General features: G+C 61.9%; 22 protein-coding genes and 2 tRNA genes. 10 read left to right on the top strand and 14 right to left on the bottom strand.

All coding sequences use genetic code 11. The features are described from left to right. Window positions 1-40: 40 nt before the first annotated feature. Complete coding sequence (locus KUL25_RS02595) at window positions 41-181, bottom strand: DUF2256 domain-containing protein (protein WP_082916587.1); 141 nt, start codon at window positions 179-181, stop codon at window positions 41-43. 87 nt (window positions 182-268) lie between these two features. Beyond that, a complete protein-coding gene (locus KUL25_RS02590) occupies window positions 269-2,338 on the bottom strand; it encodes a ComEC/Rec2 family competence protein (protein ID WP_257891500.1) in 2,070 nt (689 codons plus the stop codon). Between the two features lie 195 nt (window positions 2,339-2,533). Between KUL25_RS02590 and gltX the strand changes: the two genes are divergently transcribed. Further along, entirely contained in the window at window positions 2,534-3,931 is a 1,398-nt protein-coding gene (gene gltX / locus KUL25_RS02585; RefSeq protein ID WP_257891499.1) for a glutamate--tRNA ligase, read from the top strand. 105 nt (window positions 3,932-4,036) lie between these two features. Beyond that, on the top strand, window positions 4,037-5,329 hold the full coding sequence (gene gltA, locus KUL25_RS02580; RefSeq protein WP_257891498.1) for a citrate synthase: 1,293 nt from the start codon (window positions 4,037-4,039) through the stop codon (window positions 5,327-5,329). A gap of 111 nt (window positions 5,330-5,440) precedes the next feature. Here the strand turns inward: gltA and KUL25_RS02575 are convergent, their stop codons facing one another. Then, window positions 5,441-5,851 (bottom strand): SufE family protein, encoded by a 411-nt coding sequence (locus KUL25_RS02575; RefSeq protein WP_068358437.1) that lies wholly within the window; start codon window positions 5,849-5,851, stop codon window positions 5,441-5,443. A gap of 157 nt (window positions 5,852-6,008) precedes the next feature. Here KUL25_RS02575 and KUL25_RS02570 point away from each other — a divergent pair, with 157 nt between their 5' ends. Further along, entirely contained in the window at window positions 6,009-6,455 is a 447-nt protein-coding gene (locus tag KUL25_RS02570) for a hypothetical protein (RefSeq protein WP_257891497.1), read from the top strand. An 18-nt stretch (window positions 6,456-6,473) separates the two neighbouring features. Here KUL25_RS02570 and rnd read toward each other — a convergent pair whose 3' ends face one another. From rnd to purM, 3 genes are all read right to left on the bottom strand, one after another. Then, on the bottom strand, window positions 6,474-7,634 hold the full coding sequence (rnd, locus tag KUL25_RS02565; RefSeq protein WP_257891496.1) for a ribonuclease D: 1,161 nt from the start codon (window positions 7,632-7,634) through the stop codon (window positions 6,474-6,476). 90 nt (window positions 7,635-7,724) lie between these two features. Beyond that, window positions 7,725-8,315 carry a phosphoribosylglycinamide formyltransferase gene (purN, locus tag KUL25_RS02560; RefSeq protein WP_257891495.1) on the bottom strand — a complete coding sequence of 197 codons (591 nt, stop codon included), beginning with the start codon at window positions 8,313-8,315 and terminating at the stop codon, window positions 7,725-7,727. After that, a complete protein-coding gene (gene purM / locus KUL25_RS02555; protein ID WP_257891494.1) occupies window positions 8,312-9,361 on the bottom strand; it encodes a phosphoribosylformylglycinamidine cyclo-ligase in 1,050 nt (349 codons plus the stop codon). The genes purN and purM overlap by 4 nt, the downstream gene beginning before the upstream one ends. Window positions 9,362-9,533: 172 nt before the next feature. Between purM and KUL25_RS02550 the strand changes: the two genes are divergently transcribed. Further along, on the top strand, window positions 9,534-10,478 hold the full coding sequence (locus KUL25_RS02550; protein ID WP_257891493.1) for a glycosyltransferase family protein: 945 nt from the start codon (window positions 9,534-9,536) through the stop codon (window positions 10,476-10,478). Here KUL25_RS02550 and KUL25_RS02545 read toward each other — a convergent pair. Next, complete coding sequence (locus KUL25_RS02545; protein ID WP_257891492.1) at window positions 10,475-10,870, bottom strand: hypothetical protein; 396 nt, start codon at window positions 10,868-10,870, stop codon at window positions 10,475-10,477. The two genes, KUL25_RS02550 and KUL25_RS02545, sit on opposite strands and share 4 nt — an antisense overlap. Window positions 10,871-10,988: 118 nt before the next feature. Between KUL25_RS02545 and KUL25_RS02540 the strand changes: the two genes are divergently transcribed. Together KUL25_RS02540 and KUL25_RS02535 are read left to right on the top strand one after the other, a co-directional pair. Continuing rightward, window positions 10,989-11,065 (top strand) — tRNA-Ile (locus tag KUL25_RS02540). Between the two features lie 166 nt (window positions 11,066-11,231). Beyond that, a complete protein-coding gene (locus tag KUL25_RS02535) occupies window positions 11,232-12,083 on the top strand; it encodes a hypothetical protein (protein WP_257891491.1) in 852 nt (283 codons plus the stop codon). A gap of 135 nt (window positions 12,084-12,218) precedes the next feature. Here KUL25_RS02535 and KUL25_RS02530 read toward each other — a convergent pair whose 3' ends face one another. Next, the gene (locus KUL25_RS02530) at window positions 12,219-13,526 is read right to left on the bottom strand and encodes an ATP-binding protein (RefSeq protein ID WP_257891490.1); all 1,308 of its coding nucleotides are present in this window, start codon (window positions 13,524-13,526) and stop codon (window positions 12,219-12,221) included. A 30-nt stretch (window positions 13,527-13,556) separates the two neighbouring features. On the opposite strand from KUL25_RS02530, the gene KUL25_RS02525 reads away from it, so the two are divergent. From KUL25_RS02525 to KUL25_RS02515, 3 genes are all read left to right on the top strand, one after another. Further along, window positions 13,557-14,444, top strand: a complete 888-nt coding sequence (locus KUL25_RS02525; RefSeq protein ID WP_257891489.1) for an MBL fold metallo-hydrolase — start codon at window positions 13,557-13,559, stop codon at window positions 14,442-14,444. Window positions 14,445-14,502: 58 nt separating this feature from the next. Beyond that, window positions 14,503-14,577 (top strand) — tRNA-Asn (locus KUL25_RS02520). A 399-nt stretch (window positions 14,578-14,976) separates the two neighbouring features. Next, entirely contained in the window at window positions 14,977-16,986 is a 2,010-nt protein-coding gene (locus KUL25_RS02515) for a PAS domain S-box protein (protein ID WP_257891488.1), read from the top strand. A gap of 317 nt (window positions 16,987-17,303) precedes the next feature. On the opposite strand, the gene KUL25_RS02510 is transcribed toward KUL25_RS02515, so the two are convergent. Next, complete coding sequence (locus tag KUL25_RS02510; RefSeq protein ID WP_257891487.1) at window positions 17,304-18,482, bottom strand: nucleotidyltransferase family protein; 1,179 nt, start codon at window positions 18,480-18,482, stop codon at window positions 17,304-17,306. Between the two features lie 215 nt (window positions 18,483-18,697). Here KUL25_RS02510 and KUL25_RS02505 point away from each other — a divergent pair, with 215 nt between their 5' ends. After that, window positions 18,698-19,243: a phage tail protein gene (locus KUL25_RS02505; protein ID WP_257891486.1), complete on the top strand. Its 546-nt coding sequence runs from the start codon at window positions 18,698-18,700 to the stop codon at window positions 19,241-19,243. A gap of 77 nt (window positions 19,244-19,320) precedes the next feature. On the opposite strand, the gene KUL25_RS02500 is transcribed toward KUL25_RS02505, so the two are convergent. The 5 genes from KUL25_RS02500 to KUL25_RS02480 form a co-directional block, all read right to left on the bottom strand. After that, entirely contained in the window at window positions 19,321-19,464 is a 144-nt protein-coding gene (locus KUL25_RS02500; protein ID WP_257891485.1) for a hypothetical protein, read from the bottom strand. Between the two features lie 151 nt (window positions 19,465-19,615). Next, window positions 19,616-21,463 carry an asparagine synthase-related protein gene (locus tag KUL25_RS02495; RefSeq protein ID WP_257891484.1) on the bottom strand — a complete coding sequence of 616 codons (1,848 nt, stop codon included), beginning with the start codon at window positions 21,461-21,463 and terminating at the stop codon, window positions 19,616-19,618. Next, window positions 21,463-21,948: a lasso peptide biosynthesis B2 protein gene (locus KUL25_RS02490; RefSeq protein WP_257891483.1), complete on the bottom strand. Its 486-nt coding sequence runs from the start codon at window positions 21,946-21,948 to the stop codon at window positions 21,463-21,465. Before KUL25_RS02490 ends, KUL25_RS02495 begins: the two co-directional genes overlap by 1 nt. Before the next feature lie 11 nt (window positions 21,949-21,959). Beyond that, window positions 21,960-22,244 (bottom strand): PqqD family protein, encoded by a 285-nt coding sequence (locus KUL25_RS02485; RefSeq protein WP_257891482.1) that lies wholly within the window; start codon window positions 22,242-22,244, stop codon window positions 21,960-21,962. Window positions 22,245-22,379: 135 nt separating this feature from the next. Then, window positions 22,380-23,306, bottom strand: coding sequence for an HPr kinase/phosphorylase (locus KUL25_RS02480; RefSeq protein WP_257891481.1), 927 nt, complete (start codon window positions 23,304-23,306; stop codon window positions 22,380-22,382). Between the last annotated feature and the right edge of the window lie 227 nt (window positions 23,307-23,533).

Raw genomic sequence — 23,533 nt, 5'->3', positions numbered from 1 at the left:
GCATGCCGATCTATGCGAAGGCTTGGGTCCCGGCAATAGATCAGCGCAGGCGACGGCAGCGGTCCGAGCAAAAGCGCACGTCATCCCAGACCTTCGCCCACTTCTTGCGCCACGTGAAAGGCAGCCCGCACGCGGCGCAGGTCTTGGTGGGCAGGTCTGATTTCTTGCGCATCTTGGCCATGGATCAAGAGATAGGCGGGCGGCGGGGGATGTGTAGGGGACGGGACGCTCCGCGGGGAGTTTTTCGGGCAAGATGAAGCGGGCCAGTTCAGCGAGACCACAGACGTTGGCCCTGGTGGGCGCGGGCGGTGTCGATGACGAGGCCTTCTTCCGTGAGCGAGAGGGCAATGGCGCCACTGTCACGCAGGGCGCGCGGGGTGAGGAGCAGGCAAAGCGGTGCCGGGCTGGCGCGGACGGCACCCGGGGCGGGCTCTGGCGCGGCAAGGCGGGCGCGGGTGTCTGCCTCGGCCTGTTGCAGGGCCGGACTGGGATCTTCGGGGGGGAGGTTGGTGACAACGATGTCGTGGGCGACACAGGCCTCCTCGATCACGCGAGAGGCGGCGCGACCGGTGCCATGCCACAGGGTGAGCGTGCCGATTGTGGTTGTGCGGCCCGGATCGGCGTCGCGCCAACTGGCACGGGCGGCGGCGGCGGCTTGTTCCACAGGATCGCCGTCGTTCTCCAGCCAGATACCGGCCACGAAGCCATCGCCGCGCGGGCGACTGAGGGCACGGCCTGCGTCGGTCAGTTGGCCGACAAGGCCGCCGGGTTCCGAGATCAGGAATTCCGGGCGCGTGGCCCCTTGCCACAGCACCAGCCCCAGCGCCATGGGCGCCAGGGCGAGCCATCGCGCGCGTCCCAACCAAATGCAGATCGCAATGCCGCCCACTGCGATCAGGGGCAGCACGGCGGGCGACGGGCTGGCCACCATGCGGACGGCACCCGGCAGCTCTGCCACGTATTCCGCCACGCCGAGGATCCATTCCAGCGCCAGTTCCATGATCCAGAAGGCCAGCCACGACAGACCGAAAGGCGCAAGCAGCAGCGCCAGAACCGCGAAGGGGATCACGACCGAGCCCATCGCGGGCACCGTCATCAGGTTGGCGACCAGGCCATAAACCGCCAGCCGGTTGAAATGCGCCGCCGCGAACGGTGCGGTCGCCGCCCCCGCAATGACCGAGGACGCGACGAGCGACCAGACCCCTTTCACCCAGTTCGGCCACTTGCGCATCCAAGGGGCGCCTTGCAGGCCGGTGAAGGCGGCGACAAGGGCCGTGGTGGCCGCAAAGGACATCTGGAAACCTGGCGACATCAGCGTCTCGGGTCGGTGCAACAGCACGATGATCGCGGCGATCGCGACAGAGCGCAGGGTGATGGCGCGGCGGTCCAGCAGGACGGCGGTGAACATGACCGCAACCTGGATGAAGGCGCGCTCGGTCGCGACGTTGCCGCCTGACATCGCCAGGTAGAAGGCGCCCGACAGCAACGCCGCAACGGCGGCCCATTTGCGGATCGGGTAGCGCAGGGCGATGGCGGGGATCAGCGCCAGAAACGTGCGCAGGGCCGCGTAGACGAAGCCCGTCAGCAGACCCATGTGCAGACCGGAAATGGCCAGCAAATGCGCGATGTTGCTGTCACGCATATCTTGCGTGGAGGCCTGCGACAGGCCACTGCGGTCCCCGGTCAAAACCGCCGCCGCGAAGGCACCGGGTTGGCCCGCGATCTGGCTCTGGATTGCCGCCGAGAGACCCATGCGCAGGGTGAACAGTGGGGCCACGCCGTCCTCGGGCGGTTCCAGCAGCAGGACCGGCGCACGGGTGTAGCCGACGCCGCCGATGGACTGGAACCACGCATGGCGCTGGAAATCGAAGCCGCCGGGCTCGGCCGCGCCGCCCGGTGGCGAGAGGTGGCCGGTGGTGAAGATGATCGCGCCCGGTTGTGGCGCCATGAAACCTTGATCGCCGTGGAGCGCGATGCGCACGCGGCGCGGCGTGTTGCGCACATCATCCAACCGCACTTGATCCAGCGTCAGCCGAACCGCGTCCGAGTTCGAGCGGTCAATCCCCACGATGCGCCCCTCGATCGCGCCATAGTAGCGGAAATCGATCACCGGGCCGGCCACGGAATGAGCCCGAAAGCCCGCCACGCAGAAACCAAGGGCCACCAGCGAAACGGCCATCCCCATGGGGCCCAGGACCTCTCTGCGCCACAGGCCCAACGCCGCAGCAACCAGCGCCGCGCAAACCGCCACGGCATAGGCGGGCACGCCAGGCTCCACCGACAGGCTGAAATAGAGGGCCACGCCGCAGCCCAACGCCACGGCGGACCAGGGCATCATGGCGCCCCTCTGTCCCTGCTGAACGGCATTCACCGCGCGTAGGATCAATTCACCCACCTTCTTTTGTCCGGGCACCTGTCCGGCCCTTGCCCGGCTTCCCCGCCCAAGATACCACCCCCTCAACGGTGCCAGATGATGGTTTCCAAAAGGTTAACGCACCCGCCGGGACCGGCGGCGCAGAAGGATCCCCCCTCCATGTCCCAAGTCGTCACCCGCATCGCCCCCTCGCCAACCGGCACCATGCACATCGGCACGGCGCGCACGGGGCTGTTCAACTGGCTCTTCGCGCGCCAACATGGGGGCAAGTTCCTGCTGCGGATCGAGGATACGGATCGCGAACGCTCGACCCCCGAGGCGACGCAGGCGATTCTCGACGGGATGGCGTGGCTTGGCCTTGATTACGATGGCGAGGCGATAAGCCAATTTGCCCGCGCCGACCGTCACCGGGAGGTGGCCGAGGAGATGCTGGCAGCAGGCCATGCCTACAAGTGTTTCTCGACCCAGGACGAGATCGCGGCCTTCCGCGATGCCGCCCGCGAAAAAGGCGAGAGCACGCTGTTCCTGTCGCCCTGGCGCGACGCGACCGACCACCCGGATGCGCCCTACGTGATCCGCCTGAAAGCGCCCCGCAAAGGCACGACGGTAATCAAGGACCAGGTCCAGGGCGACGTGACGATCCAGAACGCGACGCTTGACGACATGATCCTGCTGCGCTCGGACGGGACGCCCACCTATATGCATGCCGTCGTGGTGGACGACCACGACATGGGCGTGACCCATGTGATCCGAGGTGATGACCACCTCAACAATGCAGCGCGCCAGATCCAGATCTACACCGCCATGGGCTGGCCCGAGCCGGTCTGGGCGCACATTCCCCTGATCCACGGCGACGACGGCAAGAAACTGTCCAAGCGCCATGGGGCCACGGGCGTAATGGAATACGCCGAGATGGGTATCCCTGCGGCGGCCATGCGCAACTACCTGACGCGGTTGGGCTGGTCCCATGGCGATGACGAGCTGTTCACCGACGCACAGGCGCGCGAGTGGTTTGACCTGAGCGGCATCGGCAAATCGCCGTCCCGGCTTGATATGAAGAAGCTGGCCAATGTGACGGGCTGGCATATCGCGCGTATGGAAGACGCGGATCTGATCGCACAGATCAACGAATATCTGGCACTCACCGGGCAACCGGCGCTTTCGCAGACGCAGCAAGATGGGATGACCCGTGCGATGTATTGCCTCAAGGATCGGGCGAAATCCTTGCCCGATATCCTCGATAAAGCCCGGTTTGTATTGGAAAATCGCCCCTTCGACTATGACGAGAAAGCGCGGGCTGCCCTTGATCCGGTATCCCGTGGTATACTGCGGGAATTGACTACGCAGTTGCAGAATGCTAGCTGGACCCGTGACACCTTGGAGGGCGTTCTGAACGCCGCCGCGGACTCCCATGGGCTGAAATTCGGCAAACTGGCCGGACCGCTTCGCGCGGCTCTCTCTGGGCGGACGGTTTCTCCAAGCGTGTTCGACATGATGCTCGTGATTGGCCGGGACGAAAGCATCGCCCGCCTGAACGAGGCCGCCTCCCTCGCCTGAAAGTTGGGGGGCAGCGCCCCCGCCCCATCTTGTGAGCATCCGCTCCCGAGTGGGCCCCATATCCCGCCGGCATTCCGCCGCGCGCGCTTTCACGAAGGGACGACCATGGCCGAGCCTAAAACCGCCACTTTGACCATTGATGGCCAATCCTTTGACTTGCCGATCCATTCGCCCACCGCCGGGCCGGATGTTGTCGATATCGGCAAGCTTTACGGACAAGCGGGCGTGTTCACGCACGATCCCGGCTTCACCTCCACCTCGGCGTGCGAATCGTCGATCACCTTCATTGACGGCGACAAGGGAGAGCTGCTGCACCGTGGCTACCCCATCGACCAACTGGCCGCGCAATCCCACTACCTGGAAGTCTGCTTCCTGCTGCTATACGGCTACCTGCCCTCTGCGAAAGAGCTGGAGCATTTCGAGACCACGATCACCCATCACACGATGCTTCACGAGCAGATGGCCAACTTCTTCCGGGGCTTCCGCCGCGATGCCCACCCTATGGCCGTCATGGTTGGTGTCGTGGGCGCGATGTCCGCCTTCTACCACGATTCCACGGATATCACCGATGAGCGCCAGCGCGAGATCGCCTCGCACCGACTGATCGCCAAGATGCCGACGATTGCGGCATGGGCCTACAAGTACACCATCGGCCAGCCTTTCGTGTATCCGCGCAATGACCTGAGCTATGCCGCAAACTTCCTGCGCATGTGCTTTGCGGTTCCGGCCGAAGAATATGTCGTCGACCCGATCCTTGAAAAAGCGATGGACCGGATCTTCACACTGCACGCGGACCACGAGCAGAACGCCTCGACCTCCACGGTGCGTCTGGCCTCTTCGTCCGGCGCCAATCCCTTCGCCTGCATCGCAGCTGGCATTGCCTGCCTCTGGGGCCCTGCCCACGGCGGTGCGAACCAAGCCTGCCTAGAGATGTTGAAGGAAATCGGCACCGTTGACCGCATTCCCGAATTCATCGCGCGCGCCAAGGACAAAAACGATAGCTACCGCCTGATGGGCTTTGGCCACCGCGTCTACAAGAACTTCGATCCGCGCGCGACGGTCATGAAAGAAAGCGCCGATGAGGTGCTGGAACTGTTGGGCGTCGAGGACAACCCGCTTCTGCAAGTCGCCATGGAGTTGGAAAAGCAAGCGCTCGCCGATCCCTACTTCGCCGAGAAGAAGCTGTTCCCGAATGTCGATTTCTACTCGGGCATCATTCTGGAGGCGATGGGCTTCCCCACGTCGATGTTCACCCCGATCTTCGCGCTGTCGCGGACCGTAGGCTGGATCTCTCAGTGGAAAGAGCAATTGGCAGACCCGGCGCTAAAAATTGGCCGTCCGCGCCAGCTTTACACCGGTGAAACGACGCGCGACTACGTCGACATCAAGAACCGCTAAACGCGCTGCCTGAATTTGGATTGGCCGCTCCGGACCCCGGGGCGGCCTTTTTCGTGCGCCTCGCGTAGACCGGGCCTTGGCCCGGGGCCACCGCCTGCCCCGATCAGGTCTTTACGCCGCCTCGGCCGCGTGGGCACGGATCCGCTCGACCATGGCCCGCACCCCGTTGGAGCGTTGTGATGACAGATGCTCATCCAACCCCAAACGCGCCAATTCCGCCGGTGCATCGACAGCCAGCACGTCCCGCACTGGGATTCCACCATAAAGCGCGTGCAAGACCGCCACGAGGCCGCGCACGATGATCGCGTCGCTGTCACCTTGAAAATCGAAGGTCTGCCCTTCGATCCGGGGCAAAATCCACACTTGCGAGGCACAACCATCAACCTTGGTGGCGGGCACTTTCAGCGCCTCCTCCATCGGTTCCATCGCTTTGCCAAGTTCGATTACATGGCGGTAACGATCTTCCCAATCATCAAGAAATTCAAAGGTTTCCGCGATTTCTTCAAAGGCTTCGCTGGCCATTGGGCGTCTCCGACGGTCAAGGGGTGTGAAGGATGAGGTAGGCTGTTCGGGCCCGCTCGTAAAGGGCTGGCCCTCTGCGCACCGCCACAGGCCGGGTTTTCAACCCGCGCGGGATCGTTTACGCACGTCTTCAAGCTAATGTCTGAGGGATCCTCCCATGTTGCGCGCCGCTTTTCTCGTTACCGCCCTTCTGTCGCTTGCGGCCTGTGATAGCCGGATCAACCCGCTCAACTGGTTTGGCGGCGACCGCGAGCAACGCATCACGGTGGACCCGGACGCCCTTGGCACAGGCGCCATCGTGGATGGGCGCATTCTGGCGGCGGAAATCACGCAACTCGCTGTAGAACAGACAACCTCTGGCGCGATTGTCCGTGCCACCGGCGTGACGCCAGCGCAGGGTTATTTCAATGCGGAACTGGTGCTGGTGGAGGCGACGGAAACGCTGCTGGCCTATGAATTCCGGGTCGTCCCGCCCCTTGGGTCAGGTGCGGCAGGCTTGCAGACCATTTCGGTCGGGGCCGAACTGACGGTGGGAGAGCTTGCAGGCATCCGCACGATCACGGTCATCGCGCAGAACAATCGCCGGTCCGTCGGGCGCCGCTGACCGTCCGCAAGTAGGGCGTTACGCCTCGACGATCTTGACGCGAGAGCCCTTGGCCGACAGCGCAATCTCTCCGTTTAGAAGCCTCTGCGCATCGGCACCAAAGACCTCTTTGCGCCACCCGGACGCCCAGGCGCCATCGGCGTAGCCCGAGGCGATATCATCCAGATCACCGGACGACGCGATCAGCTTCGTCGCGACCCCAGCCTCTTCCGCCTTCGCCTTCAAGAGAACACGCAACAGATCCGCCAGCGCCGGGTTGAGGTTCGAGCGGTCGCGCCCGGCGGCCACCTTCGGGATTTCGCTGTTGGGCACCGACATGCCGCGCGCCACGGCCGCCACCAGCCCTTCTGCGATGGCACCCTTGCGCGCGTCGCGCAACAGCAGCCGGGATTTGCCAAGGTCGGCCACCGTCTTGGGCTTGGTGCCTGCCAGCTCCAGCAGCGCATCATCTTTCAACACGCGGTTGCGCGGGATGTTCTTTTCCTGGGCATAGGTTTCACGGAAGGCGGCAAGTTGCTGCGCAATCGCCACGACGCGCCCGGAATTCGATCGTAATTTCAGGCGCTTCCAAGCGTTCTCGGGATCCACCACATAAGCGTCGGCATTGGTCAGCTGCGCCAGCTCCTCTTCCAGCCAATGGGTACGTCCGGTCTTTGCCAGCTCGGCCGAGAGGTATTCGTAGATCTGCCGCAGATGGGTGACATCGCCCAAGGCATAGGTCTTCTGCGCGTCCGAAAGCGGCCTGCGGGACCAGTCGGTAAACCGCGAGGATTTGTCCAGGCTGGCCTTCGCGATCTTGCGCACCAGCGTCTCGTAGCCAACCTGGTCGCCAAAGCCGCAAACCATCGCCGCGACTTGGGTGTCGAACAGAGGCGCAGGCACCAGCCCACCTTCGACGAAAAAAATCTCCAGATCCTGGCGCGCCGCGTGGAAGACTTTCACGACGTCGGGATTTCGAAACAACTCGTACAAAGGCTCCAGCGACATGCCCTCGGCCAGCGGGTCGATCAATACTGCGTCACTGTCGTCGGTGCCGGGCAATGCCACCTGCACCAGGCAAAGCTGTGCAAAGTAGGTGCGTTCGCGCAAAAACTCCGTGTCGACAGTAACATAGGGCTGGGTGGCGGCGCGGGCGCAGTAGTCGGCCAGAGCCTCGGTGGTGGTGATTGTGTGCGGCACGAGGGGGCGTTCTTCGTCAAGAAATCAGGTTCGGACCGGGTGTAGAGGACCGGGGCGCGGAAGGAAAGACGGTGCGTCGAATTGAAGACGTCACGGCAGGTGAAACACTCGGCGATCCCCGCTGACAAAACGGCGCAAGACGGCAGGATACAGCGCGTGTTCCAGCGGCAGGATGCGGGCGGCCAGTGTGTCGGGCGTGTCATCGGGCGCGATGGTCACGCGGGCCTGGCCCAGGATTGGGCCATCGTCCAGCGCCGCCGTGACCTCATGGACCGTGCAGCCAGCCTCTGCATCGCCCGCCGCAATCGCCCGGGAATGGGTATCGAGGCCCTTGTAAAGCGGCAGCAAAGAGGGGTGGATGTTCAGCATCCGCCCATCCCACTGGCGCACGAAATCCGGGGTCAGGATGCGCATGAACCCGGCGAGACAGATGATATCGGGGGTGTAGTAGGACAGCGCCTCAAGCAGCGCCGCCTCAAACTCCTCGCGGCTCTCGTACTTGCGGTGGTTCACGCAAAGGGTTGGAATGCCAAGACTTTCCGCCTTGGCAAGCCCCCCCGCCCCCGGCACGTTCGAGACTACCAGACAGGGGCGCGCCGGGTGATCGCCTGTCATCGACCGGGCCAGCGCCACCATGTTGGAGCCGCCGCCCGAGATCAGGATCGCGACCCGTGTGCTCACAAAAGCGCACCCGTGTAGCGCACGCCTTCGCCCGCCGTGACAGAGCCGATGCGATGCACGCTTTCGCCTGCCTCTTGCAGCGTCCAGGTCAGGCCATCCGCGGCTTCAGCCGAAACGACAAGCACCATGCCGAGACCGGCATTGAAAGTCTTGAGAAGTTCGGCCTGTTCCATACCGCCCTCTTGCGCCAGCCAACCGAAGACCGGCGGAAGTGGCCAACTGCCAAGGTCGATGTCGACGCCCAGGCCCGCGGGCAGGACGCGGGGGATATTCTCGGTCAGGCCGCCACCGGTGATATGCGCCAGCGCGTGAACGCCGCCGGCCCGGATCGCCTTCAGCGCGGGTTGCACATAAAGGCGCGTGGGGGCGAGAAGGGCCTCGCCCAGGGTGCCCTCGCCGAACGGCGAGTCCGCGTCCCACGGCAGACCCGACCGTTCCACCACCCGGCGCACCAGCGAATAACCGTTGGAATGGACGCCGTCCGATGACAGGCCAAGCAGAACATCGCCCTCGATCACGCCGTCCGGCAGGGCCGCGCCACGTTCCATCGCCCCGACAGAGAACCCCGCAAGATCGAAATCGCCGGGCGCATACATGCCGGGCATCTCAGCGGTCTCGCCGCCGATCAGCGCACAGCCCGAACCCTTGCAGCCCGCCGCGATCCCTTCGACAATGCGCGCGGCATCATCGACGTCCAGCTTGCCCGTCGCGAAATAGTCGAGGAAAAACAACGGCTCCGCCCCTTGGCAGACCAGATCATTGACGCACATGGCGACCAGATCGACCCCAATGGTATCGAACACGCCGGTATCGATCGCGATCTTCAACTTCGTGCCGACGCCGTCCGTAGCCGCCACCAGAACCGGGTCCGTGTAGCCCGCCGCCTTCAAATCGAACAAGGCACCAAACCCCCCAAGACCCGCCATCACGCCGGGCCGGTTGGTTGCCTTCGCGGCGGGTTTGATCCGGTCGACCAGCGCATTCCCGGCATCGATATCAACGCCCGCTGCCGCATAGGTCAACGCGTCCAGCTTCTTGTCGGTCATATCCTGGCCCCTTTTCACAGACGCCGCTCAGTTATCAGGCCCCCCGCGCCCCGTCCATGCACATCCGCAACAGCGCGATCCCTCACTGCCGATTGTGTCAATTTGCGCCTAATTTTCGACAAATTGGCTGCGTAGCGCTTGGGGAAAGACAAAAACCGACGAGGCAAAGCACATGACATCGCATCTTTTGACCGAGGTTTTCTTCATCATCGACGGCGAACGGCTGGAGGCGCAGGCCAGCCTGCTGGCCCCGACGTTGAAACGTCACCTCACGGCCCATCAGCGCGCCGTGGCTTACGTGCGCGAAGACTACATCGATCAGGTGAACGACTTCACGCTGGATGTTCTCGCCGCGTCGGATGTCGAAGTCCGTACGATCCCCGGCACGAATCTTGGCCATACTCCGTGGCTGGCACCCTACCCCCACGGCAACAAGATCCTTGCCGCCGCCACGCCGCGCGATTGCGATGTCTCGGTCTGCCTCGACACCGACATCGTGCTGACGGGATCGATTGATTTCGCCGCCGAATTGGGGGACGCGCTGATTGCGGCCTGCGTGTCGGACTATGCCTCTGCCACTGGCACCGACGCGGATTGGCAGGCCTATTACGCCGCGTTCAACATGGAGCCGCCCGAGGATCGCGTGCAGCTCAACGGCGGGCGACGTCTGGTGTCCTTTCCCTATTTCAACGCGGGCGTCGTGGTGTTCCGCGAACGCGGAAACGATGGCACGCGCACGGAGGTCGGGCGCGATTGGCTTGGGGCGGCGCTCCACTTCGAGCGCGCGGTCACGCGTGACTATATACGCTCCAACATCGACCAATTCACGCTGCCGATTCTGGGCTATCTGCGCCAGAGCCCGATCAAGCCGATGGGCCAGCACATGAACTACAACGTGCAGGCCTTCGGCGACGGTGAGGGACAGAAACAGAGTGTGGTCCACTACCACCGCGTCGGCGCGCTTTGGAAACACAGCAAACATGGGCGCGCGACGCTGGAGATTCTGGCCGATGTCATGAACAGGGAGGCCCCCGAAACGTTTCTGGAGGTCTTCGGCCTTCACGCCCGGCGCAAGAACATGAAGCACCACCTGCGCGCCATGGCCGAGGCCGGTTAACCGCGCGGGCCACCGATCCGCGCGCCGATCCACAAGAACACCGCCAGCATCGCCGCCGTAGCCAGAAGCAGGCTAGCCGTGACCTGAAGATATTCAGGCGTAGCCAAAGCGGCGCGCATCGGTGCCAAGATGATCGCCGGCAAGATGATTTGAACCGCCGCGAAAAGCGCAAGGCAAAGGCCCCACAATTTGGCCCATTCGGGCAGCGCCAGGGGCCCCGCCGACATCTGCCGCGCCGCCCGCGCCACGTCCAATGCAGGCACGGTCGCAAGGATGACGCCCACGGCAGGAAGATTGGGCAATCCCACCCCCTGCACCGCGAAACTGTAGAGGATGCGCAAGCCGATCAGCCAAAGCAGGTAGCGCAGGGCGAGTTTTCCAAGGTTGGGCATGGGCATATCTCCGGCGCAATCAAAGGCTGGCGTAGCGATAAGGGAAGCGACCCCGGGCCGCAACGCGATTGCCCCCCTTCAAAGTGGCTTTGGGCTCTGCTAACCCTGCGGTTATCGGGGGCCTGTAGCTCAATTGGTTAGAGCAGAGCGCTCATAACGCTTTGGTTGCGGGTTCAAGTCCTGCCGGGCCTACCAAACTTCCCGATCACCCTTTTTCCGAGGCTACACTTGTGTCGTGCGCCAAAACTGGGGAACACGTTTCAATGGACTACAATGATCCCTGATTTAGGGGTTCGATGCGCCGACGCATTCAATCAACCCCTCAAATGCGTCTGCACCACGACCAGAAAGGACTCTCAACATGAGCATCAGAAAGCGCTACGATGAAGCGCTTCTACTTATTGAGAAAAAGCACTACGAAGCCGCGTTGATAATTGTCTTAGTAGCAATAGCCGCCTGCTCTGTAATCGAAGGAAAGAAGAAGGGCTGGACCAAGGACTTGGCGGAGAAAGGTAAGCCCAACTACAAGAGCGATCGGCATTTCTTCATCGAGTATCTCAAGGATCCGAAACGCACAAACATTGTTGGAACTAACATCGTGGGTACTAGCGGAGGCACAGGAATGGCCGACACACTGTACGGTGAACTCAGATGTACACTGATCCACGAAGCAGTGGTGTTCGACGACGGACAGGGGTTCTCAGACGAGACTGGCATTTTCACGTATAACGGTGGAGAATTTCGGTTCGGCGTAGGCTTACTGCATGCCCTTCTTCGCGCCATTCGTTTAGACGATAACCTGCGCGATCAATTTCAAGACATCCAACACCCGCTAGAGAGAAAACCCGCTATTTTTGACCTAGCGTCTATAGACGAGTTACTAGCAACGGCCAATGCGACCGCTCAGGCTGAAAGTTGGTACTACAAAGACTTTCCAAATTTCTCGGAATCGCGAAAGTCAACACTTCTTGTTTTAATGGAACACATCGGCGTCGAGGCGATTATTGTAGAAAACTGGTCGAAGTATCGAAAATTCATTGCTAGTAACAAGGGTGCTTTGCTGTGCCTTTCCGGGAACAAGATAAATGGTGGAGCAATCGGCAGCCTCCAGAGAACCCACCCGCAAATCGTCGATTCGGATGAGAAGATCACAGCTGAAGGATGGGAATTCCTGTGTGCAATGGCGCAGCACGCGACGCCCAGCGAGAGCTAAGTCGCTATTCTCAAGCTACAAATAGCAAGTTGAAACCGGGTACAGAGGAATTCGGATCGCATTTCCGAACATCACATTTCCGTTTCTCGTCCACAGTCGTTGCTTATAGATTGGCCCCGGCGATGTTAGCAGGGACTACCTCGGCAGCATCATGTCCACCCGCAACCCGCCCAATCTGGCACTCTCGCCCAGGATCAGGGATCCCCCGTGGCGGCGCACGATGTCATGGGCAATCGCCAACCCCAGGCCCACGCCCGAGCCCTGGTTCTGGTTGCGCGCCGTGTCGAGCCGGATGAACGGGCGCAGGGCGTCCTCGCGCTTGTCCGCCGGGATACCCGGCCCCGCATCCTCTACCGTGATACGCAGCGTCCGTTCCTGTACGCTGACTGAAACCGCCGTGCGCCCACCATAACGCAGCGCGTTTGACACAAGGTTCATCACCGCGCGCTGCACCGCCAAGGGGCGCATCATCACAGGCTCGACCGCGTCGGGGAGTTGCAGGGTTATTTCGCCACCGCTGCGCCGCGCATTCTCGACCACGTGGGTCACCAGTGCCAGCGGGTCCACGGGTTCCGGGTCGTCGAGCGCATCGCCACGCACGAAGTCGAGGAAGGTCGCAACCAGCGCCTCCATTTCTTCCACGTCCTGGATCAGGGCGTCACGGTCCGGCCCCTCCTCCATCATTCCCAGCGCAAGCCGCATCCGTGTCAGCGGCGTGCGCAGATCATGACTGACCCCCGACAACATCAAGGTGCGTTGCTCCAGATAGCCCTCGATCCGCCCCCGCATGTCCAGAAACGCCCGTCCCGCCGAGCGGACTTCGGTCGCCCCCGACGGATGATATGGCGCCCGCCGCCCCTTTCCGAACGCCTCTGCCGCGTCGGCGAGGCGACGGATCGGGCGTAACTGGTTGCGCAGGAAGAGATAGGCCACCAGCGTCATCAGGATGCCTGTCGCCACCATGATGACCAGAAGCTGGTGTGGGGCCGCCGCCGACGCCCGTCGCCGCGTCGTACTCAAGGCCACGGGCGCGCCCGCGTCTGGCGCCACGACCACATGAACTTGGCGCGCATCAGTGCGCAGATCGATCGCGACCGTGCCCGGCACCTGTTCGCGCAGCACCTCGATCACCACGACGCCCGAGAGGTCGTAGAAATCCCACGCATCCCTCACCGCCACGCGCGGGGCCGAGATCTCGATCTCCAGCGCCTGAGCCAACGCCTCGGCAGCCACTGGCCCCGAGGTCTCCAGCGTGTCCAGCACAAGGTTGAAATCGAGGCTGAGCGCGCTGGTCATCTGACGCGTCACATCCTCGAAATGGCGTTGCAGAAAAACCGAACTGACGACAAGCTGGATCGTGACCACGGGAACGATCAGGATCAGCGCCGCACGCCCATAAAGGCCACGGGGCAGGAAGCATTTGATCCAGGCCGACGGTTTCATGGGGCGTATCTAAGCGGGGGAAGGCCAGGCATGCAAAGCGAAACCGTGCAAAGCGAAACAAGGGCCGTCCTGGCCCCGGGCCTGCGCCGAGTGACCGCGCCGAACCCCTCTCCGATGACCTTCACCGGCACCCAAACCTATATATTGGGCGAAGGCGCGGTCTGTGTCATCGACCCCGGCCCTGCCCTTCGCCCACATCTTGAAGCGATTCTGGCGGCACTGGAGCCCGGAGAGCGGGTGTCGAAGATCCTCGTGACACATTCCCATCTGGACCATTCCCCCCTCGCCCGGCCCTTGGCCGACGCAACGGGCGCTCCGATCCTGGCCGCCGGTCCCTCGGACTGGGGCATCAGCCCGGTGATGGCCGACTTGGGCGAGGCCGTTGGCGGCGGAGAAGGCGTGGACCCTGACTTTGCCCCCGATGAGCAGATCGCAGAGGGTGACGACATCGACGGCATCGCGGTGCTGGAGACCCCAGGGCACATGGCCAATCACCTCAGCTTCGCTTGGGACGGTGCGTTGTTCTCGGGCGATCTGGTGATGGGGTGGTCGACATCCCTGGTCTCGCCCCCTGACGGCGACATGACGGCGTTCTTCGCCTCTCTCGACAAGCTGAAGGCCCGCTCGGACCGCATCTACTACCCCGGCCACGGCGATCCGGTGCGGGCCCCACAGGCCCGCTGCGCCGAGCTGATCGCCCACCGACGCACCCGCGAAGCGCAGATCCTCTCGGCACTCGCGGCGATCGGACCTGCCAACGCCGAAATGCTGGCCCGCCACATCTACACCGACGTCGCCCCCGCCCTTTTGCCCGCCGCGGCCCGCAACGTGCTGGCGCATCTGATCGACCTCACCACACGCGCCCGGATCCACCCTCAAGGCCCCCTCCACGCCAATGCACTTTTCCGTCCCGAATGAAGTTTTCCGGATTCCCCCACTGGACGCCCCAAATTCCCCTTGCTATATCGCGCCTAGTTCCGGCGTAGCTCAGCGGTAGAGCAGTTGACTGTTAATCAATTTGTCGTAGGTTCGATCCCTACCGCCGGAGCCAGTTTTTCCTACTAGGACAATGAATTACTGGCGCTTCTGCCTTGTGCACTGCGGCGCTGTCGATGCTCTGGAAGCAGGAGCGGCGGCATTGGGCCATTTACTGGGCACAAAAACACGGCAGTCCTATTGAACCATTCCGACGCTTAAAGGCAGGCCGCTCGCCGCGGATGCTACCCCCTGGTGCTGCCGTTTATGGCGAACGACGCTGTCGCCATCAGGACGGCTGAAGCGGTCGATGCCCAACAAACGACCCCGCCGGTCTTCATCAAGCAGAGATCGTGCCGGGTTTTCCCATGCAATTGCGGTCCTCCGAGCGGCTCCGATGCGGAAGAGCGACAATGGGAAGCCCTGCTTGCTCCCTTGAGTCGCAAAGCATTGACCGAGATGCTTGAGAGGCCACATGTTGGTGAAAACACGCCGTTACCAAGCGCCCGCAACGGTCGCGACACGAGCCAATCCGGTGAGAGGAGCTATTATGAATATACCCGAGACGCTTGCCGCACAGACGATCGCACCGGAGCACTACTGGGCAATGATGGAAGCGGTGTCATCGGGGATGTTTTACTGGTGTGTTCGGGAGGACCGCGTCCAGTGGTCGCCGAAGTTACATCAAACGCTTGGATATACGGCACAGGAGGCCGCTGGTGTTTCTGACACCTTGGCTCTGATGCACCCGGACGATCTGGAGCCCTACAAGCAGATCCTAGAGGCTGCGATGGCAGAGGTTCGGGATTATACCACATCGGTCCGACTCCAAAATGCCAAGGGTGCTTACCAGCATTTTGACGTTTCCGCCCACTGGATGCCGGCGCAGGATGATGGGCAGCCAGATCTTATTGGGTTTCTTCGCGATGTGACGGCACTGACCGAGTCCCGGGCGCAAGCACAGCGGTCACAGCGCATTTTTCACGCCCTTTGCGAAAACATGCCCGCCGCTGTCTACATCAAGGGTGCAGACCGCAAACATATCTACGGCAACGAGATGGCCGCCACGTTTGCGGGATGCAGCAGGGACGCGTTCATCGGCAATTCAGCCTCGGATCTCTTTGACGCCGATACGGCTGCCGCGCTTGAACGTGTCGACCATCGCTTGCTGAAAAATGGTGGCAGCATTTCGCGCCACGATAGCTTCGTCACTGAAAGTGGTGAGACACGGACGGTCTTTGATACGAGCTTCCTGATCGACGGGCTGTCCGAAGGGGAAAAACTGATTGCCAGCGTGGCCTTCGATACGACCAAGCAGTACGAAGCGGAACAAGCGCTGGCGCGCAGCCAGAGGCTCGAGGCGCTTGGACAACTCGTCGGGGGCATCGCGCATGATTTCAACAACACGCTTGCCGTTTTGAAAGGCAATCTGGAGCTGCTTCAGATCATTGACGACAAGTCGCAATGTCAGCTGTTCTGCAAGGAGATGGACGATGCCATCGAACGGGGACGTCGCTTGACGATGCAATTGCTGGCCTATGGCCGCAAAGCGGTTCTCAATCCCCAGATTCACAGCATGTCCGACATCCTGGCTGAAAGCGACAGGATGCTGCGCCGCGTTCTTCCGGAAACGATACTGATCGAGATGGTCGCGGGGGGTGGTTTGTGGAACACAATGATCGACCGCTCGCAAGTCGAGAACGCCATTCTGAACCTGGCGATCAATGCGCGTGACAGCATGCCCGATGGTGGCAAGTTGACGCTCGAGACACGCAACATCCGTTTGGATGACGATTACATCGATGATCGAAACGAGCCGGTGGAACCCGGACGCTATGTGATGCTTGCCGTGACAGACACCGGCACTGGTATGAGCAAAGACGTCATGGACCGGGTGTTCGAGCCGTTCTTCACCACCAAAGACGTTGACGAAGGTTCGGGCATGGGACTTGCCATGGTGCATGGTCTCATGTCCCAGATCGGTGGCAGCGCGCAAATTTACAGCGAGCCGGGCGTTGGCACGACGGTAAAGCTCTATTTCAGGGCATCCGAGGAAACGGCGGATAGGGACACTGCCGTGCTAGCCAAACCCATCGTGCGCGGCACCGCCCACGTGCTGTTGGCGGAAGATGAAAAGAGCGTCCGCGAGATGCTGACCCGGCAGCTGGAGGCGCTGGGATATCGGGTCACGGTGGCCGCCAATGGTGATCAGGCCTACGAATTCCTGCTTCAGGATGCATCGATCGAATTGCTTGTTACGGATGTTGTCATGCCGGGCACCTTGCAAGGCCCGATGCTGGCCAGGCAAGCCAGAGAACATCGCCCCGATTTACCTGTCCTCTTCATGTCCGGATATCCCCGTGAAGCGGCCATCCATGGCAACGGTTTGAAAGAACGTGACATCAACTTGATGAAGCCCGTCAGCATGCAGAATCTTGCAGTGGCCATCGCGGAACTCTTGAACAATCACGAAACCAGCACCTGAAGGTCTTCATCTGCGAGCCTGTTGAAGCCGCCGCCACTCTTGGCTGATCTGGCTGCGATTTGGTCGTGCTTACCCGTCATATGCACATGCTGAGGGGCCGTTTCCTGCACATCATGCCGTTGTGAAGATGACAGTGACGCCCCGATGTGCGGCCGACAGCTTCCGCGCTTCTCTTCTTGCCTGATCCGTCGTTAGGGCACCATGACAACGTGAGCGCTGCTGCGTGACCGCGTCGGGCTGGCGCTGGAGAAGTGGCGCGACCGCCTCGTCGCGGTCCGCCTTGTGCCCGTAGCCAACCGGTCAAGCCAGACGGTCGCTCAGGTTTGGTGCTTGGCGCTTGCGCCACGGCGGGGCACAAGGCCTTTCAGGCGCCGCACGATCAACGACGGCAGGCGGATCACGATGTAGACACCGTCCAGCGACGGGGGCAACGGCAAGGCCATGACGTCTTCCTGGCCAATCAAATGACCTCTCAGCGCCCACACCCCCGCCCACGGCGTGGCATGGAGATGGCGCGACGCGATGATGTCCTTGATCTGCCGGATCACGCCCCGGGCACTGGTGGGCGCGACACGCGGCTGATCGATCCGCGCCAGCGCATAACGATACAGGATCCTGGCCCTGCGCGACATTCGGGGGGCATATTCAGTGCCGAACAAGGTGTCGCAGAGCGCCAACGCCTGCGCCAGAACATCGCTTGCCGGGCCAGTACCCACTTCCGCGATCACACGGGCACGCGTCAGCGCGGGAAGAGCATTGAGGTAGGCCGACAGGTCCGCCAGCCACTTGAGCCGCGTCCAGAAATGCGCGGCTCCGTGCTGGCAAAGGTAGGGCACCAATTGCTCGGCTGCCATGGTTTGCATATCCGTGGTCCCCGCAACCGCGATGGTTTGCGCCTTGGGATCACGCTCAGCCCCGCTAAGGTCTTCGCCGATGTCACACAGCCGCCAATGCAATTCAATCAACGTGCCGGACGGCCCCCCGAACTTGAGATCCTTGCAATTCCGGATCACGGCATCGGCCAGCCTTGCCGAGACCTCATCCCCCTGCCCCGCGCGCCGATATCCAAGTCCCTCCAACGCGGCAATTGCGGCATTGGCCTCGGATGGCGGCACGAAGATATCGAGGTCACGACTGAATTTCCGCACGACACTGTTATAGGCCAATTGCCCCAACACGGGACCTTTCAAATGCAGCGGCGACACGCCGGCGGCTTTCAAGGCTTTATCGACATCAATGCACGTGCGGGTCAATTCCATGGCTTGCAGTGCCACGCCATGGGCCTCTTGCCGCGCCCAATCGCGGAAGGCCTGCGGCACGCAGGCAAGATCACGCACCGCCGGGTGAACCAACGCGACGACGCGATGCTCTGCCACGGCCTCTTGCGCCAACTCCCACGAACCGACGTCGGCCGCCGCTGCCGCAACCGCCTCGTGCGCGGCGGCGTCAACGGGCCACCGACAGCAGGCCGCCACGAACCGGGTTGTGTCACGCATGGGGCGTCCCTCTTGCACCGCGGATATGCGGTGGTGTGCCTCTAACCTAGACGCAGGCAGCGACCGCCAAAAGAACAAAAAAGACGTGACTAAATCGCTGGCTATGACAGTGTTGGCCTACCGGAGAACCCGTGTACCGTTTCATTAGTTTGCCAAAGTCCTTTTTACCGCGGGATGTGCCTTCGGAAAATGAAACAGAATAGGAAGACATTATCATGCCTGTAGATCCGTACCTTGGTGACATCTCGATGTTTGCTGGAAACTTTGCCCCACGGGGATGGGCGTTCTGCGATGGCCAGCTTTTGCCGATCTCGCAATACTCTGCCTTGTTCTCGATCCTTGGCACCATGTACGGCGGCGACGGACGCACGACCTTTGCCTTGCCGGACCTTCGCGGTCGCGTGCCGATGGGCCACGGCGCTGGTCCGGGCCTGACCCCGCGCAATACGTTCGGGCAAAAGGGCGGCAACGAATTCACGACCCTGACCACGGCGAACATGCCCAACCACACCCACACCGCAACGCTGCACGCCGAGGCCGCAGTCGGAACGTCGGGCAATCCCACGAACCAGATGCTGGGGATCATCACCGGGGACACAAAGATCTACGCGCCTCTGGACCCGGCGAACAATGTCGTCATGTCCTCCGAAAGCATCACGGTCTCGGCCGAAGGGGGCAATCAATCGTTCTCGAACGAGCAGCCCTTCCTCGTGCTGGCGTTTATCATTGCCCTCCAAGGCGTCTTTCCAAGCCGCAGCTAAAAAAAACGCCTGCCTCTGATACGAGGCAGGCGTTTCTTTTCATCCAGCGCGTCTATTTCGACGCAAGTGCACAACCCTCAGGACATTTGCAGAATGGTTGGGAACTCACTGGGATCCGGGAACGGACCCGTCTGCGTGTCCGCAACGTTCAGCACACGCAATTGCGGTGCCTCATAGGCCGGAAGGTCTTTTTGGCGATCCTGGTCCGTGGCGGTGGTCATTGGCCTGTATCCTCAAAAGAGTTAAAAATATGGTTAATTAGGTACCGAGCGTGCTTGGCTTGTCAAGCCGTGAGCGCCACGTTAATCGCCGTGTCAGGCTTATTTTCAAGGCGCAACCTGGAATTCCCCCCGCGATGCATCGCCCGCAGCCCTAAAGCCATGCAGTCAGTTGATCCAGCTGCCACAAACTGAATTCCGACGACAAATCCGCCGGTGCATCCGCCTTGTTCTGTGGTCCGCACCGAGCCATCAGGGCATCGTACTTCCGGGCATCCACAAGGCTGCGCAGGACCTCGGGCAGTGCTGCGAACGGCGTTACCGTTCTGGGGGCAATGTTCGGGCGCCCGCCCAAATGCGTGCCCATGTCTTTCGTCTTCTGCCAAAGGATCTGATCGGGGACCCGCCCCATCATTGCGCGGCGATGCAGATACCGTCCCATATCGCGGTGCCGTTTCTCGATCGCGGGCGTGGCGAAAAATTGCTGGATCAGGCGGCGGTCGAGCATCGGAAATCGGTAATCCACGCGGTGGCTTGCCGCAAACAAAGCAGTGCTTTCCAGACGCGCCGTGCGCCCGTGGGTGAAACCCGGCAACAGTCCGGTCCAGGCATTGAGGGTGGGGGTCAGACCGGTGGGGTTTAACCACGCCTCGACCTGATCGCGCAGGCCCATGTCTTCCAGCACATCGTCGCGCAGGCAACTCGCGGCCAGTTTGGCGCGAACCCTTTCGCGTTCCCGCTCGAACGGATTCGAGGCACCGCGCATCAGACGTTTTGCCAGCCGCGCAAGGCGCATTGCTCCGGTGCCGGGAAGCTCTTGAAGCAAGGTGCCATATGCTTTTTGCGCCTGCAGATCGTCGAACAGGCCCCCCGCATAGGATGTGACGACCTCATCCCCCCCGAAGCCAGAGACCATGGTGCGAATGCCCAGCGATGCCCCAATGGTGAAGAAGCTGGGATGCAGCAACATCTGCCCATGTTCGGCCGGATGCCCGATGGTGCGCAGCGCCCGCTGAAAGCTGGCGTTAAGTGCCAGCATTTCGGGCCGGGTGACGATATGGGTGTGACGGATGTCGCACATCGCGGATGTGGCCGGAAGCAGCGCCACCTCATCCACCATCTGCATCATGCCGAAGCAGTGAAAATCCGCGCGATCATGGGGCAGGACGCGCACCAGTTGCGCGACAATGGACGAAGAATCGAGCCCGGCAGAGCTTTCGGCGCCCACCAGGTACGCGGATCGTGCCCGATCCTTGACGACGCGGTCAAAAAGATCGCGGTAGCGCTCGACCCAGATGGGGTCGCGCCGCGTGGCGTGGGGGGCGCTCAGATCGAAGTTGAAATAGCGCTTTGGTCCTGTGCTGGCATCGCGCGCGACCGTCATATGATGGGCCGGAGCGAGTTTGGAAACGCCTTCGTAGGCAGCCTCGGTCTGCGCCCAGTTCATGTTCGCCACGAACAGCGCGATCCACTTCTGGCTGGGGGCTTTGAATGGCGTCCTGAGCGCACGCAGGGCGACCAGAGAGGTCGCTGCAACAAAGACCTCATCGGTCAAGACATAGTAGAATGGCCGCGTGCCCAAGCTGTCGCGGGCGCAGAATACATTATTCTTTTCAGGGTTATAGAGGACGAAGCTGAAGTCCCCTTCAAGCTGGTCGACGCATCCCTCACCCCACGTTTGATGCGCGGAAAGGATGATTTGCGGGTCCGTCAGGTCGGGTGCGTCGCGTAGGTGCAACGCGGCGCACAACTCCGTCCGGTTATCGAGCCGCACCCAAGACACGATCACGCGGCCTGTTGTGGCGCAGACCTCGGGCGCGTTCTCAAAGCGCTGCTCCGGCGTGTTCCAGGTCAGCGCCTGGACCATCATCAGATGCTCGTTCGACCAATGGCCTTGCACATCCGCCGGCTCAAACGGCGTCAGGGCGTGCAACAAGGCCTCGGGCGTCGCATGATCCTGCGGATTAGCGCGAGCGGCACGGACAAAAATGCAGGCAAACATCAGCCGCCGTGCCGGGGGCTGTGTTTGAAGACCATGACGACCGCGTAGCGGCGCACATCCTGTCCCCCCGTCGCGTTCCAGTGCCCTACCCGGACCCATGCGTGCGCGCTCAACGGATCTGTTTCAGCCCCATCGCGGGCAGCGGCGACGCCAAAATAGCCGCAGTAGGGCACACCCGCCAAGCGAAGCAGAAGCGCGGCGACCATGGCTTGGCCAAGGCACACGGATTGCCACGGGGTGATCCGTGCGGTGCGCCGCACGACCTTGCCGATCGCACGGGCGCGCGCCATGGCGCTGTCAGACACCGGTGCGGTTTCAACGTCCAGCCCGGCCGGTTGCCCAAGAACGCGGGCATAAAGCCGGAACGGCAGGATCAAAATCGCCAGCCGCGCCACGCCTAAGGCCATGAAGACAGGCGCGATCAGGATAAGCTCGAACGCCGAGAATGTCGTCGCGGATCGGACTTTCCGAAGGGCAACGGCCACGATGCCCATCGTCAGGCCCTGATCTCTCGGATCAGGTTGTTATGCGCCATGTCGGCAAGGAACCCCTCCACATCGGTCTTGACCTGGGAAGCATCATCCGTGGCAAAGGCCTTCGTTACGCTTTCGACCAGGCCCGCCAGCGTTTGCGGCGTCTCCAACTGCTGCCAAAGATGGCCACCGACCGGGTTGATCGCGAAATAGCTGCCTTGGTCGATATCCATCATCACCAGATCGCCATCCATCTCGGCCACCATCATATTGGCGCTGCGCTCGTATCGCATGATGTCTTCTTTCATGGCAAAACCCTCAAACAACGCCGCCCTTGAGGCCGTGGGTCGCCCCCCATCTCTCTTTCACAAGCAACCAAGCGGCGTGTTAACTTCTAAGGCCTTGAAAAAAGGTCGTCTAGGGCATTGTCCGGGACAGTCGCGTCAGGTGTTCCGCACCTGATCGGTGGTATCAGCGATCAAGGCATCCAGCAGTTGGTCCAGATGAAACCCTTCCGCAGGGCGTTTTATCCGCGTAACGCTGATGCGCCGGGCAAGATCGGCCAGCTGCTGGAAATGCAACGTGCTCAAGCCCAGGGCGGCCACGAAGGGAAAACGGTAGGTATTGTCGCGAAGCGTGTCGAATTTCTCGGCCGCGTTCAGCCTTTCAAGGCTGACGGTGGCAGAGCCGTTGGGAGAAAGGACGTAGATTCTGGTAACCGGCAATGGATCGGCGTAGAACGCCCGCCCCAAAGGCAGCCCGTACTTCTCCATGTCGGGCCTGACGGGATCCAGCCCCTTTGTGGCCATGCCCAACCCATCTGCCGCGCTTTGCCACAGCTTGATGCTGGGTATGCCCGGAACGATCTGCCCGGCCCCGTTGATCGCGCAGACATCATCGCTCATCACTCGGTGGCCGCGCTGCATCAGGCCCGCGGCTGTGGTGGATTTCCCCACGCCCGATGGCCCCACGCACATCACGCAAGCCCCGGCCACCTCCACCGCATTGCCGTGCATCACCAACAACTTGCGCTGCATCAGAACCGCCCCCAACCCCGAGCCCATCAGGAACACCTGAACAGACGCGTCATCGGTGCCGTCATAGGGACAATACAGCAACCTTTGCCCCGCAATCGCCGCCATGCGCACAACCCCGTCAATGTCGAGTGACAGAAAACCGGGGGCGGCCCGCAGGTAGGGGCCAATCTTCGCCGCATTGGCAGGCGCCTCTGGCATCACCTCCTGACGGGTGACGGTGATCGTGTCGAGGCCCAGATCAATGCCGGGGCTCAACCGAGCCAATGGTATATCGCTGACCAGATTGAAGCCATAAGCGCGGTAGGCGAAAGATGTGACAGACGCGCTTTGCATCGGGGGCGGCCCTCAGGGGATCGGCTCGGCGCAAGGTCGCGGCGATGGGTTCAAGAGTGACACTATAGCGACCATATTTTATCTTTAGAGTAAATCTTTAAACTTTAGAGTCAAGAATTAACCTTTAGCTTCAAGAACGCCTCTTTACAGCCCCGGAACACGGCGAAGAGAAAACCCTGTGGCCACGTCTTGCGCCCCGCGCTTTGCACTATGTTTGCGCAAGGCCT

Source organism: Gymnodinialimonas phycosphaerae, assembly GCF_019195455.1.
Lineage (GTDB): Bacteria > Pseudomonadota > Alphaproteobacteria > Rhodobacterales > Rhodobacteraceae > Gymnodinialimonas > Gymnodinialimonas phycosphaerae.
This window is presented reverse-complemented; position numbering and strand designations above follow the sequence as displayed.